Below are 16,993 nucleotides of genomic sequence, written 5' to 3'. Positions count from 1 at the left end.
TGAATGAACTGCATCCTTTGGGTTAATTAAAGCACTACACTCTACTCTCCGTCATACAAGTAAGCAAAGACTAAATGCCTTTGCTTACTCTGCATTTTTACATTGCTCGCTGAAGCAACATCGATTTGATATGACCGATTGCTTTAGTCGGATTCAAACCTTTTGGACACACATTGACGCAATTCATGATGCCATGACATCTGAACACGCTAAATGCATCATCTAATTCACTTAATCGTTGATCAGTTGCCGTATCACGACTGTCCGCTAAGAAACGGTAGGCGTGTAACAATCCAGCAGGACCAATAAATTTATCAGGATTCCACCAGAAAGACGGGCATGAAGTTGAGCAACATGCACATAAGATACACTCATACAGGCCATCTAACTTTTCGCGCTCTTCAGGCGATTGAAGATTTTCACGCGAAGGCGGCTGCTTGCTATCGTTAATTAAGTAAGGCTTAACTTTTTCGTACTGAGTGAAGAATTGTGTCATATCTACCACTAAGTCACGAACAACGGGTAAGCCCGGTAAAGGACGAATCACAATGGTGCCTTTACCTAGGTCTGACAATGACGTAATACATGCCAAACCATTCTTACCATTCATATTAATACCATCTGAGCCACATACACCTTCACGGCATGAGCGACGAAACGATAATGTTGGATCTTGTTCTTTCAACAATAATAGTGCGTCAAGCACCATCATATCCCCTTCCACCTCAAGCTTGTATGTTTGCATACGAGGCGCACCGTCAACATCAGGGTTGTAACGATAAATCGAAAATTCACGCATCATGAATCAATACCTCTTAATATGTACGTACTTTAGGTGGGAACGCTTCACGAGTCTTAGGCTGCATATTGACATCACGCTTGATCATGCTTTCATCTTGCGGTCTGTAAATAGAGTGACACAACCAGTTTGCATCATCACGATCTGGATAATCGAAACGACTGTGTGCGCCACGACTCTCTGTTCTAAAGTTCGCCGCGACTGCTGTTGCATAAGCGGTTTCCATTAGATTGTCTAACTCTAAGCACTCGATTCGTTGTGTATTGAAGTCCGAACTCTTGTCATTCAAGTGAGCGTTCTGCAATCTTTCACGAATCTCTTTAAGCTCTTTCAAGCCTTGAGCCATTGCCTCACCTTCACGGAATACAGAGAAGTTCAACTGCATACATTGCTGCATATCTTTCTTGATTTGCACTGGGTCTTCACCCTTGCCTGCTTCAGAACTCTCCCAACGATTAAAACGAGACAATGCTGCTTCAAGATCAGATTCGGATGCATCACGTGCTTCATCAGGAGCACTTAATGCTTCACCAAGATGTAAACCAGTTGCACGACCAAATACAACAAGGTCAAGCAAGGAGTTGCCACCTAAACGGTTTGCACCATGTACAGATACACATGCAATCTCGCCACAAGCAAATAGGCCTTTAACAACCTTATCGTTACCATTTTCGTCAACGGTTAAGGCTTGGCCATCTACGTTTGTTGGAATTCCACCCATCATATAGTGGCAAGTTGGGATAACAGGAATTGGCTCTTTCACCGGATCTACGTGCGCAAATGTACGTGATAACTCAAGAATACCCGGTAGACGAGATTCAAGAACCTCTTTTCCTAAGTGATCAAGCTTCAATTTAATATGTGGACCCCAAGGACCCTCACAAGCTCGGCCTTCACGAATTTCCGTCATCATTGAACGAGCGACAACGTCTCGGCCAGCTAAGTCTTTGGCATTAGGTGCGTAACGTTCCATGAAACGTTCGCCATCTTTATTAAGCAGGTATCCACCTTCACCACGGCAACCTTCTGTTACCAGTACACCTGCACCAGCGATACCCGTCGGGTGGAACTGCCACATTTCCATGTCTTGAACACTGACGCCTGCGCGTAGTGCCATACCAACACCATCACCTGTGTTAATGTGAGCATTGGTTGTGGAGGAGTAAATTCTGCCTGCCCCACCCGTTGCTAAAACAACGGCGCGAGATTTGAAGTAAACCACTTCACCGGTTTCGATGTCGATTGCAGTACAACCCACAACATCACCGTCTTGGTTTTTAACCAAATCTAACGCATACCATTCACTGAATACTTTTGTTTTATTTTTTACATTTTGCTGATAAAGCAAGTGTAACAATGCGTGGCCCGTGCGGTCAGCAGCAGCGGCTGTACGGGCACCCTGCTCACCACCGAAATTCTGTGACTGACCACCGAAAGGTCTTTGATAAATTTTGCCGTTTTCAAAACGAGAGAATGGTAAGCCCATGTTCTCCATTTCGATAATAGCTTCTGGGCCGGTTTTACACATATATTCGATAGCGTCTTGGTCTCCAATATAATCGGAACCTTTTACGGTATCGTACATGTGCCATTCCCAATTATCTTCGTGAGCGTTACCAAGGGCGACGGTAATACCACCTTGCGCTGACACTGTATGAGAACGGGTTGGAAAAACTTTAGACAAAAGTGCACAAGATTTGCCTGACTGAGAGATTTGCAAGGCTGCACGCATACCCGCGCCACCTGCGCCGATTACAACGGCATCAAATTCATGAACTGGAACTTTCACTTATAGACTCCACAAAACAAACAGACCAACGGCTACATATACGAACGCAATAATATTTAGGATGTACTGCAATCCAGCACGTAAAGCAGGTGCTTTAACGTAGTCTGTTAAAACCTGCCATAGACCGATGCGAACGTGGATCATAATTGCCACTAACGTAGCTAGCGTGAAAACTTTCATGCCAAGATGGGAAAATAAACCAGACCAATTTTCATAGGTCAGTTCAGGAGTAGAGATGAAAAACCATGACATAAACACGGTAAACGCAAAAATAATTGCTGCAGTTGCCCTTAAAGAAACAAAGTCCTGCACTCCGTTACGTTTAAGAGACGCTTGATTTATTACCATAACGCAACTCCAACTACGATAGTTAAGATAATCCAAAGTACAATTGCTACCTTGGCGCTAGTATTACCAGACTCAATTTCTTCCCAGTGACCAAAATCCATCACAATGTGACGAATACCAGCCAAAACATGGTAGGTAAGCGCAGAGACAGTGCCTATTGCGATTATCTTACCAATGATGCCAGACATCACTTCTTTCACCATCGCGAAACCTTCTGGTGAGGCAACTGACTCTGCCCATGCCCAAATTACGAACAATAAAGCAAAGAACATAGCCACGCCTGTCACGCGGTGAAGAATTGAAGAAATAGCAGAAGGAGGAAAACTAATCGTATTGAGTTGTAAATTAACCGGTCTTTGTTTTTTCACCATTTTCGCCTGTTTACCCCTACGGGCTATCAAATTTCACATCTCACAAGAGACTAAACCGTTCTGTAAACAGTTTCAGACAGCCTCTAACCACCTGCAATTTGTTGCAATAATAATGAAGTTATTAAAGATGATTCTAAATCATTAACAAAAGCTATTAAGCTGCAACGACGCAAAAGTATATAAGTGACAAACCACAAAAACAATTTCTGTGACACCTTTCTTACTAGATTTTTTACGAAAAGAGTTAGAGAAAAGGTCAAATGGGGACTAAATTTACATGCATTTAACTTTTGATTTACATATTTGTTAATTCTTAGTTAATAGCTAACATTTTTTTTATTGGAAGTCTCATTTTCAATATGTATATAGATCATTAAGTAAATCAACTTTGTTCAGATATTGATCCAAGTCTACGATTGGTACGTTCAGATTGTGCAATTATATGCAATAAAATTGACTTATGCTGGCAATCACAGTACAAATAGCGGCGCTATAATTCGCAGGGTAACATACTGCCCCATACACCTGAAAACTTCTTAAGGAGAGTTTTATATGGCAGACAACAAAGCCATTCTTAAAGTAGGTGATAACGAAGTAGAACTTCCCATTTTAAGCGGCACGGCCGGACATGATGTCATTGACGTTAGAGCTCTGGGTAAATTTGGAAAATTCACTTTTGACCCAGGCTTCATGGCTACAGGCTCTTGTGAGTCAGAAATTACCTTTATTGACGGCGAAAAAGGGGTATTGTTACATAGAGGTTATTCCATCGAAGATTTGGCACGTAATGCAGACTACCTAGAGGTTGTCTACATGTTGCTTCACGGAGAAGCGCCAAATAAAGAGGAATATGAAGAATTTAGATCTCTTATTACCCGCCACACGATGGTACACGACAGTGTAAATGACTTCTTCAGAGGATTCCGTAGAGACGCACACCCGATGGCCATGCTTTGTGGCACGGTAGGCGCAATGTCCTCTTTTTATCATGATGATTTAAACATCAATGATGCTGACCAACGTTTACGCAGCGCAGTTCGCCTAGTAGCAAAAATGCCTACATTAGTAGCTATGTGCTACAAATTTAATGTTGGTCAACCCTTCGTTCATCCTCGTAATGATTTAACCTACGCAGAAAACTTCTTAAACATGATGTTTTCTGTTCCTGCCGAAGATTACAAAATCACTCCAGCCGTAGCACGAGCTGTTGATCGAATCTTCACGTTACATGCAGATCACGAACAGAATGCGTCGACTTCAACTGTACGTCTTGCTGGTTCTTCTGGCGCGAACCCTTATGCTTGTATTGCAGCGGGCGTCGCATCGTTATGGGGACCCGCGCATGGTGGTGCAAACGAAGCTTGTTTAAATATGCTTGAACAAATTGGCTCCGTGGATCGCATTCCTGAGTTTATCGAAAAAGCGAAGGATAAAAATGATCCATTCCGTTTGATGGGCTTCGGACACCGTGTTTATAAGAACTATGATCCGCGTGCGACAGTAATGAGAGAAAGCTGTCACGAAGTGTTGAAAGAATTAAACCTTCAAGACCCACTACTTGATGTGGCAATGGAATTAGAAAGAATCGCATTGGAAGACCCGTACTTCCAAGAGAAGAAACTATTCCCTAATGTCGACTTCTATTCAGGTATCGTACTTAAGGCGATTGGCATTCCAACTAATATGTTTACGTGTATTTTTGCTTTAGCACGTACTGTAGGTTGGGCATCTCACTGGCACGAAATGTTAAGCCAGCCAGGACAAAAGATTGGTCGTCCTCGTCAATTGTATACCGGTAAAACACAGCGTCCATTTACACCGCTGAAAAAATAATTCTCTTATTGGTTTGAAAAAGAGGCTTTATGCCTCTTTTTTGTTTTGTAACTAATATTTTATAAATTAGTTAACAGAATATGTAACGCCAAAACTCCCCTTTTTACTTGATTTTCACATTCTAATTAGTCGGAAATAAAAAGCTAAGTCACAGTAGCTTACCTAATAATTTAACGGTAATATCGTGGGGCTAAATTTTTCGAGGTTGAAAAACAACCACCTACTATTAATGAAATAGAAATAAACGGTAGGCCAGAGAAAATTTACATTTTTAAGCACACTACACGGTATTCAGTATGAAAATGATAAATAAATCCCCAATAGCATTGTGTGTAGCTCTATGCTGCAATATGCCTATTGCGTTTGCACAAAGTGCAGACAAGGAAAAGGAAGATTCTCTTGAGCTTGAAACCATTATGGTAACGGCTCAAAAAAGAACCCAGAATGTACAAGAAGTGCCTATTTCTGTAGCGGCTTTGACGGCTAAAGAGCTTGATGTTCTTGGCTCTTCAGGTATGGACATACGTTCGCTTTCTTTCAGAATTCCTAGCTTACTCATCGAGTCATCTTTTGGTCGTTCATTCCCACGTTTTTATATTAGGGGTTTGGGAAATACTGACTTCGATCTTTTAGCATCTCAACCTGTCTCGCTCATTTACGACGACGTTGTACTGGAAAACTCTTTAATTAAAGGTTATCCAATGTTCGACGTTCAACAAACCGAAGTGTTACGCGGCCCACAAGGTACGCTTTTTGGACGCAACACGCCGGCTGGTATCGTTAAAATTGATTCGGTAAAACCTTCTCAAGATTTTGACGCACACCTAAACTTTTCTTACGGTTCATATAATACAACTGATTTTGATGCCGCAATCGGCGGCGGAATCACTGATACGCTTTCTTTCCGTGCCTCGCTTTTGATGCAAGACAGAGATGACTACATCAACAACAAAGCCCCGGGCTTTGAACAAGAAGACGTTCTTGGTGGATTTGATGAAAGATCAGGCCGCTTTCAACTGCTTTGGGAACCGAATGCTGACCTAAATATTCTAGCTAAGTACCACTTCCGAGATGCTGATAGTGATGCTCGTTTGTTCCGCGCAAATATTATTAAACCGGGAACGAATGAATTAGTCGATGATTTTGACTTTAAAACCATCTATCAAGATGCCGCTTCTCGCAACCGTCAAGACGTAGACACTGATGGTTGGTCACTGAAAATCAATTACGATTTAGGTGATTACACCTTCACCTCAATCACGGGCTATGAAAGTGCCAGAATGCTATCTGTTGGTGACATAGATGGCGGTTACGGTGCGTCGTTCTTGCCTGAATCTGGCCCAGGGCTTATTCCCTTTCCGTCAGAAACTGGTTCTGCAATGCCTGACCATGAGCAATATACCCAAGAAGTGCGTTTAGCAACTAATGAATTGGGCGAATGGGATTATCAAGTTGGCTTCTTTATTTTCGAAGAAGAAGTAGAGATTGAAAATTTAAGTTTCGATACGTTAGCCGACGGTGTATTGAATGGTCTGTCACGTCAATTTATGGACACGAGCGCATGGGCAGTCTTCGGCTCTGTTGACTGGGAATACAGCGATCGTTTAACCATTACCGCAGGTTTACGCTACTCAGATGACGAAAGAGAATGGGATGGCGAGCTTATTACCTCTCCTATCGGTTTGCCAAGCTTCTCAGCGGAAGCCGATGTTGATGACTCTCAGGTAAGTTGGGACTTAAGCGCTTCCTATAAATACAGCGATGAAACCAATATTTATGGTCGAATTGCACGAGGCTATCGAGCCCCGAGTATTCAAGGCCGAGACTTATTGTTTAGTGGCCCGCCATCTACTGCCGATTCAGAAACAATGGTGTCAATAGAAACCGGTTTCAAAACGCGTACTTGGGGTAATCGAGCGCGTATTAATGGTTCGGTTTATTATTACGAAGTAAGTGATCAACAATTAACAGCCGTTGGCGGTTCTGGAAACTTAACCAGCTTGTTAAACGCTGATGAATCAGTGGGCTATGGTTTTGAGCTTGATGGCGAGGCCGCGTTAAGTGAAAGTTGGTTCGCGACGGCAGGTTTGAGTTATAACCACACTGAAATTAAGCAAGATGGTTTAGCGGTTGATATTTGTGGCGCGCCTTGTACGATAAAAGATCCCATTAGTTCAGATGGTAGAGCTTTAATTGATGGTAATCCGTTACCGCAAGCGCCAGAGTGGATTGCCAATGTGTCACTTCGTTATACCAAAGAAGTCGGCGAAGGTAACTTCTTTGTCTACACCGACTGGGCATATCGAAGTGAAGTTAACTTCTTCCTATATGAATCAGTCGAATTCAGAGGTAAAGGCTTAACGGAAGGTGGGCTTCGGGTAGGTTATGAATGGTTTACCGAAAATGCTGAATATGAAGTTGCCCTGTTTGGCCGTAACATCACTAACCAGCAGAAGCTAACCGGTGCGATTGACTTTAACAACCTAACGGGCTTTGTTAATGAACGTCAATTCTGGGGCGTCGAGTTTATCTCTAACTTCTTCTAAAAATCATTATTATAATGAGAAATAAACAAAAACCGTGTGGTTTCCCTACACGGTTTTTTTATAGTGAATATTGACTGAAAACTTATTTTTTACTGTCCCATAACTCCTGCCGCTCACTATCAGACAAAAATGCAGATTTGATCCCATTTTCTTGAATTTGGCTTAGTTGGGCTTCCGTTAAACCTATTGTTTTATGTGCAACGTTATATTCATGTGGCAAGTCAATATTCGACACAGCCGGATCATCGGTACTAATTGACACTAAAATATCATTATCGAGAAAAACCGGTAGAGGATGCTTGGTAAGGTCTTGAATGGTATTGGTATGAAAATTCGATGTTGGACACGACTCAATGGCAATTTCATTTTTGGCCATGTATTCCATTAGTCGAGGGTCATCAATAGTGGCAAAACTATGCCCTATTCGCTTTGCCCCTAAAAGCTTAATTGCATTCCACACACTTTCAGGACCATCGGCTTCTCCTGCATGAACAGTGATGTGCCAACCAGCTTCTCGTCCTTTCTTAAAGTGCTCCTCAAATAACGGCGCAGGAAAGTTTAATTCGTCCCCGGCTAAATCTAGGGCAGTAATCGAATCTTTGTGTACCAATAAAGCTTCTAGCTCTTTCATGCAAGTTTCTGCACCAAAAGTACGGCTTAAAATACCAATTAGTTTAGCTTTAACACCATATTGTTGTGCGCCAGCTACCACACCGTCGATAACAGCATCAACGACACCTGCCATGTCTAAGTTGTGGTTCATTGCCATGTAATAAGGAGAAAAACGTAGCTCAACATAATCTAATTTAGAGGCTTTCGCATCGCGCATATTTTCAAATGCAATACGTCGACAAGCGTCTAGTGATGCTAAAACTGACACGCCATAATCAAGCTTTTGTAAAAAGGCGAGGAGATCGCTCGTCTGATCCTGAACTTGTGTTAGTGGAGCTAATTCAGCGGCACTATTTGCGGGTAGCTCAATACCATATTGCTGAGCTAGATCCCAAATAGTCGCCGGGTGGATATTGCCATCCAAGTGGCGGTGTAATTCAACTAATGGAATGTTGGGGTTGATCATTTTTCGCTCCTTATATGCAAAAAGACTCCAAAAAACCTACGTTAATTGGAGTCTTACACCTAATAAAAATTGTTCTATTTACAATAGGTTAAGCTTCACCAACCTAATTAAGCTGTAACTTTTCAGCGACTAAAACAGCTTGTGTCCTGTTGTTCACTTCCAGCTTTTTAAAAATAGCACTGATATGCGCCTTAACCGTTGCCTCTGTAATGTTCAAATCAAAGGCGATTTGTTTATTTAGTAAGCCGGCCTGTAGCTGCTTTAAAACTTGGAATTGTTTTGGCGTTAATTCAGCCATTCTTTGGGCAATATTCACTTCATCACTTTCAACTCGGATTAAGTTTTCTTGCAAGTGCGGAGGAAGCCAGGTTTCTCCAGATAAAATCTTCTTAATGGCGCTCGCGGTATCAGCAGACGCAGTTGTTTTTGGAATGAAGCCTTTCGCACCAAATGTCATTACGCGAGAAACAATATTGGGTGCATCACTTCCAGATACAATAGCAACCGGTGTGTCTGGGTAATCTTCCGCTACTCTAATTAGACCATAAAAGTCTTCACTACCAGGCATATATAAATCGAGTAAAACCAAGTCTATGTCTGAGTTTTTCTCCAATGCCTCAATTGTTGTATCTAGAGAATCTGCGTAAACAAATTCTAGATCTTCAAATAAAGGCTTTAATGCAGCGGAAAGTGCATCCCTAAATAGCGGGTGATCATCCGCTATCAAAAACTTGATCATATTCTCCCCTTCAAGGTTGTGCAGAAGGTTAACGCTATTCTGATGGTTAATTATGTTCTAAATTTTTAATTTATCCACCACAAACTAAAACTACTATACTTGCTTTCTGTGATATTCGAAAGACAAAGCCAAAGGTATTAATTGATTATAAACGCTTTTTAACGCGCTCATAACCGATGAATAGCGCACCTTTTCTTTCACAATTATTTGTTCAACCTATTATCTATCAGGCTTTGAACTACGGAAGGATCTGCCAACGTTGAAGTATCGCCTAAGTTTTCAAATTCATTCGCCGCAATTTTCCGTAAAATACGACGCATGATTTTCCCCGAGCGGGTTTTAGGCAAGCCAGTTGTCCACTGCAAAAAGTCTGGTGTAGCAATTGGGCTAAGTTCATCACGCACCCACTGTCGCACCTCTTGAGTTAACGCTTCACTAACTTCTACGCCATCGGTTGGTTGTAAATAGACGTAAATCCCCTGCCCCTTAATATCATGCGGATAACCTACCACTGCGGCCTCTGCAACACTCGCATGGGCGACTAATGCGCTCTCTATTTCTGCTGTACCTAAACGGTGTCCTGACACATTTAATACATCATCGACTCGGCCTGTAATCCAAAAATATCCATCCTCATCTCGACGCGCGCCATCGCCCGTAAAATACATATTGTCGTAGGTACTAAAATAGGTTTCTTGAAAACGTTCATGATTATTCCAAACCGTGCGTGCTTGGCCGGGCCAGGAGCCGCTTATAGCTAGATTTCCTTCGGTTGCCCCTTCTAAAATATGACCTTCACTATCCATCAACACAGGTTTAACACCAAAGAAAGGTAACGTTGCTGAGCCGGGCTTTAAATCCATTGCCCCTGGTAACGGAGTAATCATGGCGCCGCCAGTTTCTGTTTGCCACCAAGTATCAATGATCGGACATTGACCATTCCCCATGCGCTCATGATACCAATGCCATGCTTCAGGATTAATGGGTTCGCCCACGCTTCCCATCACTTTTAATGTTGAGCGGGAAGTGCCTCTTGCAGGTTCATCACCTTTGGCCATTAGAGCTCGAATAGCAGTAGGCGCGGTGTACAGAATTGTTACTTGATGCTTATCAATGATTTGCGCCATGCGTGCGACAGAAGGATACGTTGGCACCCCTTCAAACATTAATGTTGTAGCGCCATTAGCTAACGGGCCGTAAACGATATATGAGTGCCCTGTAATCCAGCCAACATCGGCTGCACACCAGTAAATATCATTAGGTTGATAATCGAAAATTGACTCATGTGTTAACGCAGCATAAAGCAAATACCCCGCCGAGGAGTGAACCACTCCTTTGGGTTTGCCCGTTGAACCAGAGGTGTAAAGAATGAATAACGGATCTTCTGCGTCCATTACCTCTGGTGTACAGCTTTTTTCACAGTCAGATACCCACTCAGCCCAATTTACGTCGCGGCTGTCATTCCATTCACAATTTGTGTTTTGATAACGGTAAACAACCACCTTTTCCACGCTGTCAGTGCCGTCTTTTTCAAGGGCCGCGTCAACATTTTCTTTCAATGGTACTGCTTTGCCACCGCGTAACCCTGCATCTGCGGTAATGACTAGCTTTGCTTTGCTATCCTCAATACGATCGGCAATCGCATTCGGAGAAAACCCACCAAATATAACAGAATGAATGGCGCCAATTCTTGCACACGCTAACATCGCATAAGCGGCTTGCGGTACCATTGGCATGTAAATCACAACACGATCGCCTTTGCCAATCCCCAATTTTTTCATACCATTGGCGAGTAAACACACTTCATCATGCAGTGTTTGATAAGAAATATGTTGGCTAACGGAAGGAGCATCCCCTTCCCAAATGATCGCCGTTTTGTTTGGATCTTTTGCCAAGTGACGATCGATACAGTTTTCCGTGACATTCAGCTTGCCATCTAAGAACCATTTAATTTCAACGTTATCGCGTGCAAAGCTGCATTGACTAACCTGTGAAAACGGTGCAATCCAATCAAGTCGTTCAGCCTGTTTTGCCCAAAAAGCATCCGGGTTTTCTACTGACGCCTGATACATTTGCTGATAAGTCGCTTTAGTTATACGTGTGTTTTTCTTAAAAGATTCTGGGACCGGATAAACGGTATCGGACATGTTCTTTCTCCAATCTACTCAAGGCTATGGAAGATATGTGTTGTTTTAAAGGTTCATGCACAAACGCCAAAAAATATGCACATTTTTATGAGAGGTGTCACCATATAAAAACCCTAACATCTGTGCAACATTGGAATTGCTTCTTTGCCAGTAACCAATGTTTCGTTAAAATTGCACTTCCGGTTATAGACACAAGTTAGTATGCAAAAATCTCATAAAGATCTAATCTATTCCTCACCGCAGGAAAATGTGCCCGATTTTCAGTTTGATCATCGTGTGGCTGAAGTCTTCCCTGACATGATCCAACGTTCCATTCCGGGCTATAACACTATTATTGATGGTATTGGTTATTTCTCGACCAAGTTCGTACAGCCCAACTCCAATGTTTACGATTTGGGATGCTCGTTAGGTGCAGCAAGCCTCGCTGTGCGACGCTATAATCAAGCCGATAACGCGCACATTATTGCCATTGATAACTCCCACGCTATGCTGGAACGTTGTGCGTTGCACCTTAGTGCATTTAAGTCAAACATGGCTTTTACTACGCGTTGCCAAGATATTCTGGAAAGTGAAATTAGTCATGCCTCATTAGTGATAATGAATTTCACCTTACAATTCATTAAACCCGAATTACGCGCCCAACTGATCAACTCGATTTATCAAGGGTTATTGCCCGGCGGCGCTCTCATTTTGTCGGAAAAGTTGAAGCACGACACGCAAACGGGTAACGATTTACTGGTTGATATTCATCACGAATTTAAACGCAGAAACGGCTACAGCGAGCTAGAAATAAGCCAAAAACGTACGGCCATTGAAAATGTGATGATTATCGACAGTTATGCAGAGCATGAAAACAGGCTAAAGCAAGCAGGTTTTAACGATGTCGCCATGTGGTTTAAGTGCTACAACTTTGCATCAATGATTGCCATTAAATAACGAATTTAGGAAATGTATTTTGGATTGGTTTAATCAGTTCTATCGTCATATTGCTACCACTCCTTTGAGTCCTTGGCTTGAAGTGTTACCTGCTCAATTGGCAAAGTGGGAGAAACAACAACATGGTGAATTTGCCAAATGGGTGAAGCTACTTAACAAATTGCCAAAGCTCACACCGAGTACAATTGCGTTATTAAACACGGTACAAATTGGCTCTAAAGACGATGTAAGCGAATACGAATCGAAACAAATTGAAGGCTTACTCAAACGTTTCATGCCTTGGCGTAAAGGGCCTTTTCAGTTGTTCGATATTCATATTGATACGGAGTGGCGCTCAGACTGGAAATGGGATCGTGTCGCACCGCATATTTCGCCGTTAAACGATAGAAAAGTGCTGGATATTGGATGCGGCAGTGGTTATCACATGTGGAGAATGCTTGGGCACAACCCTGAATTAGTAGTTGGCGTAGACCCAACCGACTTATTCTTAATTCAATTCCAAGCCATTAAACATTTTAACCCCGACCCGCGCATTCACTTGTTGCCTGTGGGTGTAGAACAGCTACCAGAACTAAAAGCCTATGACACGGTTTTTTCAATGGGCGTGTTGTATCATCGAAAGAGCCCCATTGAATTCTTACAACAACTTAAATCTCAGCTTCGTAAAGGAGGAGAATTAATTCTGGAGACCTTAGTTGTGGATGGCGACGAGAACACGGTTCTTGTTCCCGGTGAGCGGTATGCACAAATGCGTAATGTGTGGTTCTTACCTAGCTGTGCAGCACTCACACATTGGATGCAACGCTTAGGCTTTAAAAATGTTAGAACCGTTGATGTTGACCAAACAAGCACAGAAGAGCAACGTTCTACTGAATGGATGACCAATCAATCGCTAATTGATTTCTTGGACCCTGAAGATCGTAACCTAACCATTGAAGGTTATCCTGCTCCCAAACGTGCGGTACTGATTGCAGAAGCCTAATTGGTTAAGAGGAATGTTGGAAAGTGAACCGCTTATTGAAGTGGTTCACAGCGTATAGAACGACAAAAGAGAACATCAATAACAAGCCCGCAAGAGCATTAGCCTGTTGCATTTGTAATGACTCTACGTAATCGAAAAGGGCAATTGACACCACACGGGTTTCGCCCGGAATATTGCCACCAATAAGCAACACCACACCAAACTCTCCAATCGTATGGGCAAAGCCTAGCAAGCTCCCGGTAACTAACATCGGGCGCCCCAAAGGCAGAGCAACAAGATAGAATCGCTGCCATCGATTCGCCCCCATGGTTTGGGCAACGTTAAGCAATGATGCGTCGATGGATTTAAATCCATCTCGAATCGGTTGCACCACAAACGGTAAGCTATAGAGCATGGAACCGAGCACTAACCCACTAAATGAAAACACTAGCGAAGAACCGAAAAGTGTCATCCATATTTCGCCTGCAAACGCTTCAGGGGAAAAGGCAACGAGCAGATAATAACCCAGTACAGTTGGTGGTAAAATAAGTGGTAAAGTGATGATGGTATCAATAGTATTTTTCCATACGGAACGAGTTTGACTTAACCACCACGCTAATGGAATCCCAATAACCAGCAATAACAAGGTTGAAACCAAGGCGAGTTTTAAGGTTAAGGTAACGGCTTGCCAATCAATCATTTTAACTCTGTAAATTTACCGCAAAGGCTAGACAAGTCAATGCCTTTGATATTTTCATAAGGTGGTAACGCGTAACCATTTTTCTTAATAAATTGGCGTGCTTTTAGTGAATTAAGATAACAGAAAAACGCCTCGCTTTGTTGTTGAATACCCTCATCATCCTGAGAGCCAATTAATAACACTTTTTGCTTAATTGGTTGATAAAAAGACGCATCAATTGGGAAAAACTGCGAATTTTCTGGTAATTGACTGGCTGAGACAAAACCAGCTTTAACTGCTCCTGAAGAGACAAATTGCGCCACTTGAGATACATTATTAGCCATTGCAATATGCGATGTTAATTCAACATGAATAGAAAGCTTCATCAATGTTTCTTGAGCAGCTTTCCCATATGGTGCCAGTGTTGGATTGGCCATTGCTAGTCTATTCGGGCTGTGTTTGAAATCAGATAAGTAAGTGGCAAGCGCTTCACCTTGCGAATAAGGGGCCCACAATACCAATTGCCCTAACGCATAAATTTGTGAGTACCTGCCTTTTCCCTGCTTAATCAACCAATCGACTTTTTCTTCATCAGCTGAAAAAAACATATGAAAGGGAGCGCCATGTAAGATTTGACTCGCCAGCACACCGCTAGATGCGGCACTAATGGTTATTTCGACAGGGTGAACCGATTGATACTCCGCAACCAAGCCTTCCAAGGTGCTTTTAAAATTTGCTGCAACAGCTAAACGTAGTGGCTTTTGTGCAGTATAGGGATGCTTGTTAATATCGGCGCTTACCTTAGTGCAACACAGAATAAACGACACAACTAGCGCTTTACTATACTTAGCTATTTTTGCCATGAAGCGGTTTTGTCCTGATCCGACTGTTTAGCATCTACCCAGCGGCTTCCTTTCGCGGTTTGCTCTTTTTTCCAAAATGGCGCATTAGTTTTAAGAAAATCCATGATAAATTCTGCGGCGGCGAAGGCATCGCCACGATGCATAGAAGTCACACCAACAAACACTATCTGATCGCCTAGATCCAACTCTCCAAAGCGATGAATTACCCGTATTTTCCCTAATCGCCAGCGTTCTGTTGCTTGTTTGGCAATCGATTGTAAGCTAGCAAATGCCATGGCGGGATAATGCTCTAAACACAGCTTTTGAACCTTCTCGCCTGCATTCATATCGCGGACTAAACCAACGAAGGTTACGATTGCACCGTCACGCATTTGATTTTCTCGCAGCCAGTGGTATTCCTGATTAACATCAAAGTCTTCCGCTTCCACACTAACCTGGATATTGCGGTTAGAAATACCATCCTGATGCATTCACTTATCCCCCTGTTACCGGCGGAAAAAAGGCCACTTCATCGCCCGAGTTAAGCTTCGCATTGTCAGCGACAATTTCTTGATTGAGCGCGGCCAAACAACGCTCTTTTTGCAACAACTCCGCCCACAATCCACTTTGCTGGGACAACTCATTACGTAACGCGCCGATGGTATCAGGCAATGTATCTTGGGTTAATTCCGCCACCCCCAATCTTTCTCTTAGCTGAGCAAAAAACAGGATTTTTATCATGACTGAACGTCTGCCTCTTCTCGCGTCCAAACACCAGACTTTCCACCAACTTTGGACAGTAATCTAATATCGGTCATTTGCATTTGTGGATCAACGGCTTTGCACATGTCGTAAAGGGTAAGTAAGGCAACAGAAACGGCGGTTAATGCTTCCATCTCTACACCGGTTTGCCCTGCAAGCTTACACATGGCAATGACACGAATCGCTGGAAGCGTTTCTAATTCAGTAACGCCATTAGCTTCTATTGGCTCAAAATTGATTTCCACTTTGCTTAACATCAATGGATGACATAAAGGGATTAATTCGCTGGTTTTTTTTGCTGCTTGAATGCCTGCAACGCGCGCCACAGCAAATACATCGCCTTTCTTATGTGTGCCATTTATTAGCATATCAAATGTTTGCTGATTCATTTTAATAAAGCCCTCAGCATAGGCTTTACGTGAAGTTACCGCTTTGTCGGTAACGTCCACCATATTTGCTTCACCTTTTTCGTTTAGATGAGTGAATTTGTTGACATGGGTGTCTTGAGTTGGCGAGCGTTTATTCGTCATAGTGCATGAAACTCTTACTTACGCTTGTGGCTTTAAGTGACCAACAAAGTGACAGGGTTTGTGGTCAGAATTCAGTTGTTCTTGCAAAATCCCATTCCAGCCGGTTTTACATGCGCCCGTTGACCCCGGCAAACAGAAAATTGCAGTTTTGTTTGCCATCCCGGCTAAAGCGCGCGATTGCACGGTAGATGTTCCAATTTCGGTATAAGAGATATAACGAAATAATTCTCCAAAGCCCTCAATATCTTTATCAAACAACACTGAAAGCGCCTCTGGGGTCGTATCTCGCTCAGTAAAACCTGTGCCACCCGTGCTAATGATTACTTGTATTTTGGGGTCAGCTATCCATTTCGACACTAACGCTCTTAGCTGGTATTTGTCGTCTTTTACGATTTGTTTATCGGAAAGCTGATGACCGGCTTCTTGAATGGCGCTTGCCAAGTAACCGCCGGATGTATCCGTTTCTTCTGTACGGGTGTCAGATACCGTGAGCACGGCAATATTGAGTTTTTCCATGATAATGTCTTTTAACGCTATGTCAGTGAGTTATTTTATTCGGCTTTATTTACAGCTATGCCACGAAGCAACCAACTAAGATTCTAAAGGAAAAATAGCAATCTCGATTCGCTAATT

17 protein-coding genes are annotated in these 16,993 nt (G+C 42.7%); 4 read left to right on the top strand and 13 right to left on the bottom strand.

The window, feature by feature from the left end:
- Positions 1 to 97 precede the first annotated feature (97 nt).
- Genes HJG39_RS13440 through sdhC form a run of 4 tightly spaced genes read right to left on the bottom strand, consistent with a single transcriptional unit; the run spans position 98 to position 3,304 of the window.
- Complete coding sequence (locus HJG39_RS13440; protein ID WP_268409819.1) at positions 98 to 802, bottom strand: succinate dehydrogenase iron-sulfur subunit; 705 nt, start codon at positions 800 to 802, stop codon at positions 98 to 100.
- Positions 803 to 815: 13 nt separating this feature from the next.
- Complete coding sequence (sdhA, locus tag HJG39_RS13435) at positions 816 to 2,588, bottom strand: succinate dehydrogenase flavoprotein subunit (RefSeq protein WP_268409817.1); 1,773 nt, start codon at positions 2,586 to 2,588, stop codon at positions 816 to 818.
- A complete protein-coding gene (gene sdhD / locus HJG39_RS13430) occupies positions 2,589 to 2,936 on the bottom strand; it encodes a succinate dehydrogenase, hydrophobic membrane anchor protein (RefSeq protein WP_268409815.1) in 348 nt (115 codons plus the stop codon).
- Complete coding sequence (gene sdhC / locus HJG39_RS13425; protein ID WP_268409814.1) at positions 2,930 to 3,304, bottom strand: succinate dehydrogenase, cytochrome b556 subunit; 375 nt, start codon at positions 3,302 to 3,304, stop codon at positions 2,930 to 2,932. Before sdhC ends, sdhD begins: the two co-directional genes overlap by 7 nt.
- Before the next feature lie 555 nt (positions 3,305 to 3,859).
- Here sdhC and gltA point away from each other — a divergent pair.
- Positions 3,860 to 5,140 carry a citrate synthase gene (gene gltA / locus HJG39_RS13420; RefSeq protein WP_268409812.1) on the top strand — a complete coding sequence of 427 codons (1,281 nt, stop codon included), beginning with the start codon at positions 3,860 to 3,862 and terminating at the stop codon, positions 5,138 to 5,140.
- A 296-nt stretch (positions 5,141 to 5,436) separates the two neighbouring features.
- The gene (locus tag HJG39_RS13415) at positions 5,437 to 7,686 is read left to right on the top strand and encodes a TonB-dependent receptor (protein WP_268409811.1); all 2,250 of its coding nucleotides are present in this window, start codon (positions 5,437 to 5,439) and stop codon (positions 7,684 to 7,686) included.
- An 82-nt stretch (positions 7,687 to 7,768) separates the two neighbouring features.
- On the opposite strand, the gene add is transcribed toward HJG39_RS13415, so the two are convergent.
- The 3 genes from add to acs form a co-directional block, all read right to left on the bottom strand.
- Complete coding sequence (gene add, locus HJG39_RS13410; protein ID WP_268409809.1) at positions 7,769 to 8,764, bottom strand: adenosine deaminase; 996 nt, start codon at positions 8,762 to 8,764, stop codon at positions 7,769 to 7,771.
- A gap of 103 nt (positions 8,765 to 8,867) precedes the next feature.
- Entirely contained in the window at positions 8,868 to 9,503 is a 636-nt protein-coding gene (locus HJG39_RS13405) for a LuxR C-terminal-related transcriptional regulator (RefSeq protein WP_268409807.1), read from the bottom strand.
- A gap of 203 nt (positions 9,504 to 9,706) precedes the next feature.
- Positions 9,707 to 11,650 (bottom strand): acetate--CoA ligase, encoded by a 1,944-nt coding sequence (acs, locus tag HJG39_RS13400; protein ID WP_268409805.1) that lies wholly within the window; start codon positions 11,648 to 11,650, stop codon positions 9,707 to 9,709.
- A gap of 201 nt (positions 11,651 to 11,851) precedes the next feature.
- Between acs and cmoA the strand changes: the two genes are divergently transcribed.
- Together cmoA and cmoB are read left to right on the top strand one after the other, a co-directional pair.
- Complete coding sequence (cmoA, locus tag HJG39_RS13395) at positions 11,852 to 12,586, top strand: carboxy-S-adenosyl-L-methionine synthase CmoA (RefSeq protein ID WP_268409803.1); 735 nt, start codon at positions 11,852 to 11,854, stop codon at positions 12,584 to 12,586.
- A 16-nt stretch (positions 12,587 to 12,602) separates the two neighbouring features.
- The gene (cmoB, locus tag HJG39_RS13390) at positions 12,603 to 13,568 is read left to right on the top strand and encodes a tRNA 5-methoxyuridine(34)/uridine 5-oxyacetic acid(34) synthase CmoB (protein ID WP_268409878.1); all 966 of its coding nucleotides are present in this window, start codon (positions 12,603 to 12,605) and stop codon (positions 13,566 to 13,568) included.
- A 4-nt stretch (positions 13,569 to 13,572) separates the two neighbouring features.
- On the opposite strand, the gene modB is transcribed toward cmoB, so the two are convergent.
- From modB to moaB, 6 genes are read right to left on the bottom strand one after another with little or no spacing between them, the layout of a single operon-like run.
- Entirely contained in the window at positions 13,573 to 14,247 is a 675-nt protein-coding gene (modB, locus tag HJG39_RS13385; RefSeq protein WP_268409801.1) for a molybdate ABC transporter permease subunit, read from the bottom strand.
- Positions 14,244 to 15,089, bottom strand: coding sequence for a molybdate ABC transporter substrate-binding protein (gene modA / locus HJG39_RS13380; RefSeq protein ID WP_268409800.1), 846 nt, complete (start codon positions 15,087 to 15,089; stop codon positions 14,244 to 14,246). Before modA ends, modB begins: the two co-directional genes overlap by 4 nt.
- On the bottom strand, positions 15,077 to 15,559 hold the full coding sequence (moaE, locus tag HJG39_RS13375) for a molybdopterin synthase catalytic subunit MoaE (RefSeq protein WP_268409799.1): 483 nt from the start codon (positions 15,557 to 15,559) through the stop codon (positions 15,077 to 15,079). The genes modA and moaE overlap by 13 nt, the downstream gene beginning before the upstream one ends.
- Before the next feature lie 4 nt (positions 15,560 to 15,563).
- The gene (gene moaD, locus HJG39_RS13370; protein ID WP_268409798.1) at positions 15,564 to 15,809 is read right to left on the bottom strand and encodes a molybdopterin converting factor subunit 1; all 246 of its coding nucleotides are present in this window, start codon (positions 15,807 to 15,809) and stop codon (positions 15,564 to 15,566) included.
- Positions 15,806 to 16,360 carry a cyclic pyranopterin monophosphate synthase MoaC gene (moaC, locus tag HJG39_RS13365; protein ID WP_268409796.1) on the bottom strand — a complete coding sequence of 185 codons (555 nt, stop codon included), beginning with the start codon at positions 16,358 to 16,360 and terminating at the stop codon, positions 15,806 to 15,808. Before moaC ends, moaD begins: the two co-directional genes overlap by 4 nt.
- 18 nt (positions 16,361 to 16,378) lie before the next feature.
- Complete coding sequence (gene moaB / locus HJG39_RS13360; protein WP_268409795.1) at positions 16,379 to 16,876, bottom strand: molybdenum cofactor biosynthesis protein B; 498 nt, start codon at positions 16,874 to 16,876, stop codon at positions 16,379 to 16,381.
- Positions 16,877 to 16,993: the final 117 nt, after the last annotated feature.

This window comes from Alteromonas sp. a30 (assembly GCF_026788005.1).
GTDB lineage: Bacteria > Pseudomonadota > Gammaproteobacteria > Enterobacterales > Alteromonadaceae > Paraneptunicella.
Note: the sequence above shows the minus strand (reverse complement) of the source record. Positions and strands in the feature narration are given on the sequence as shown.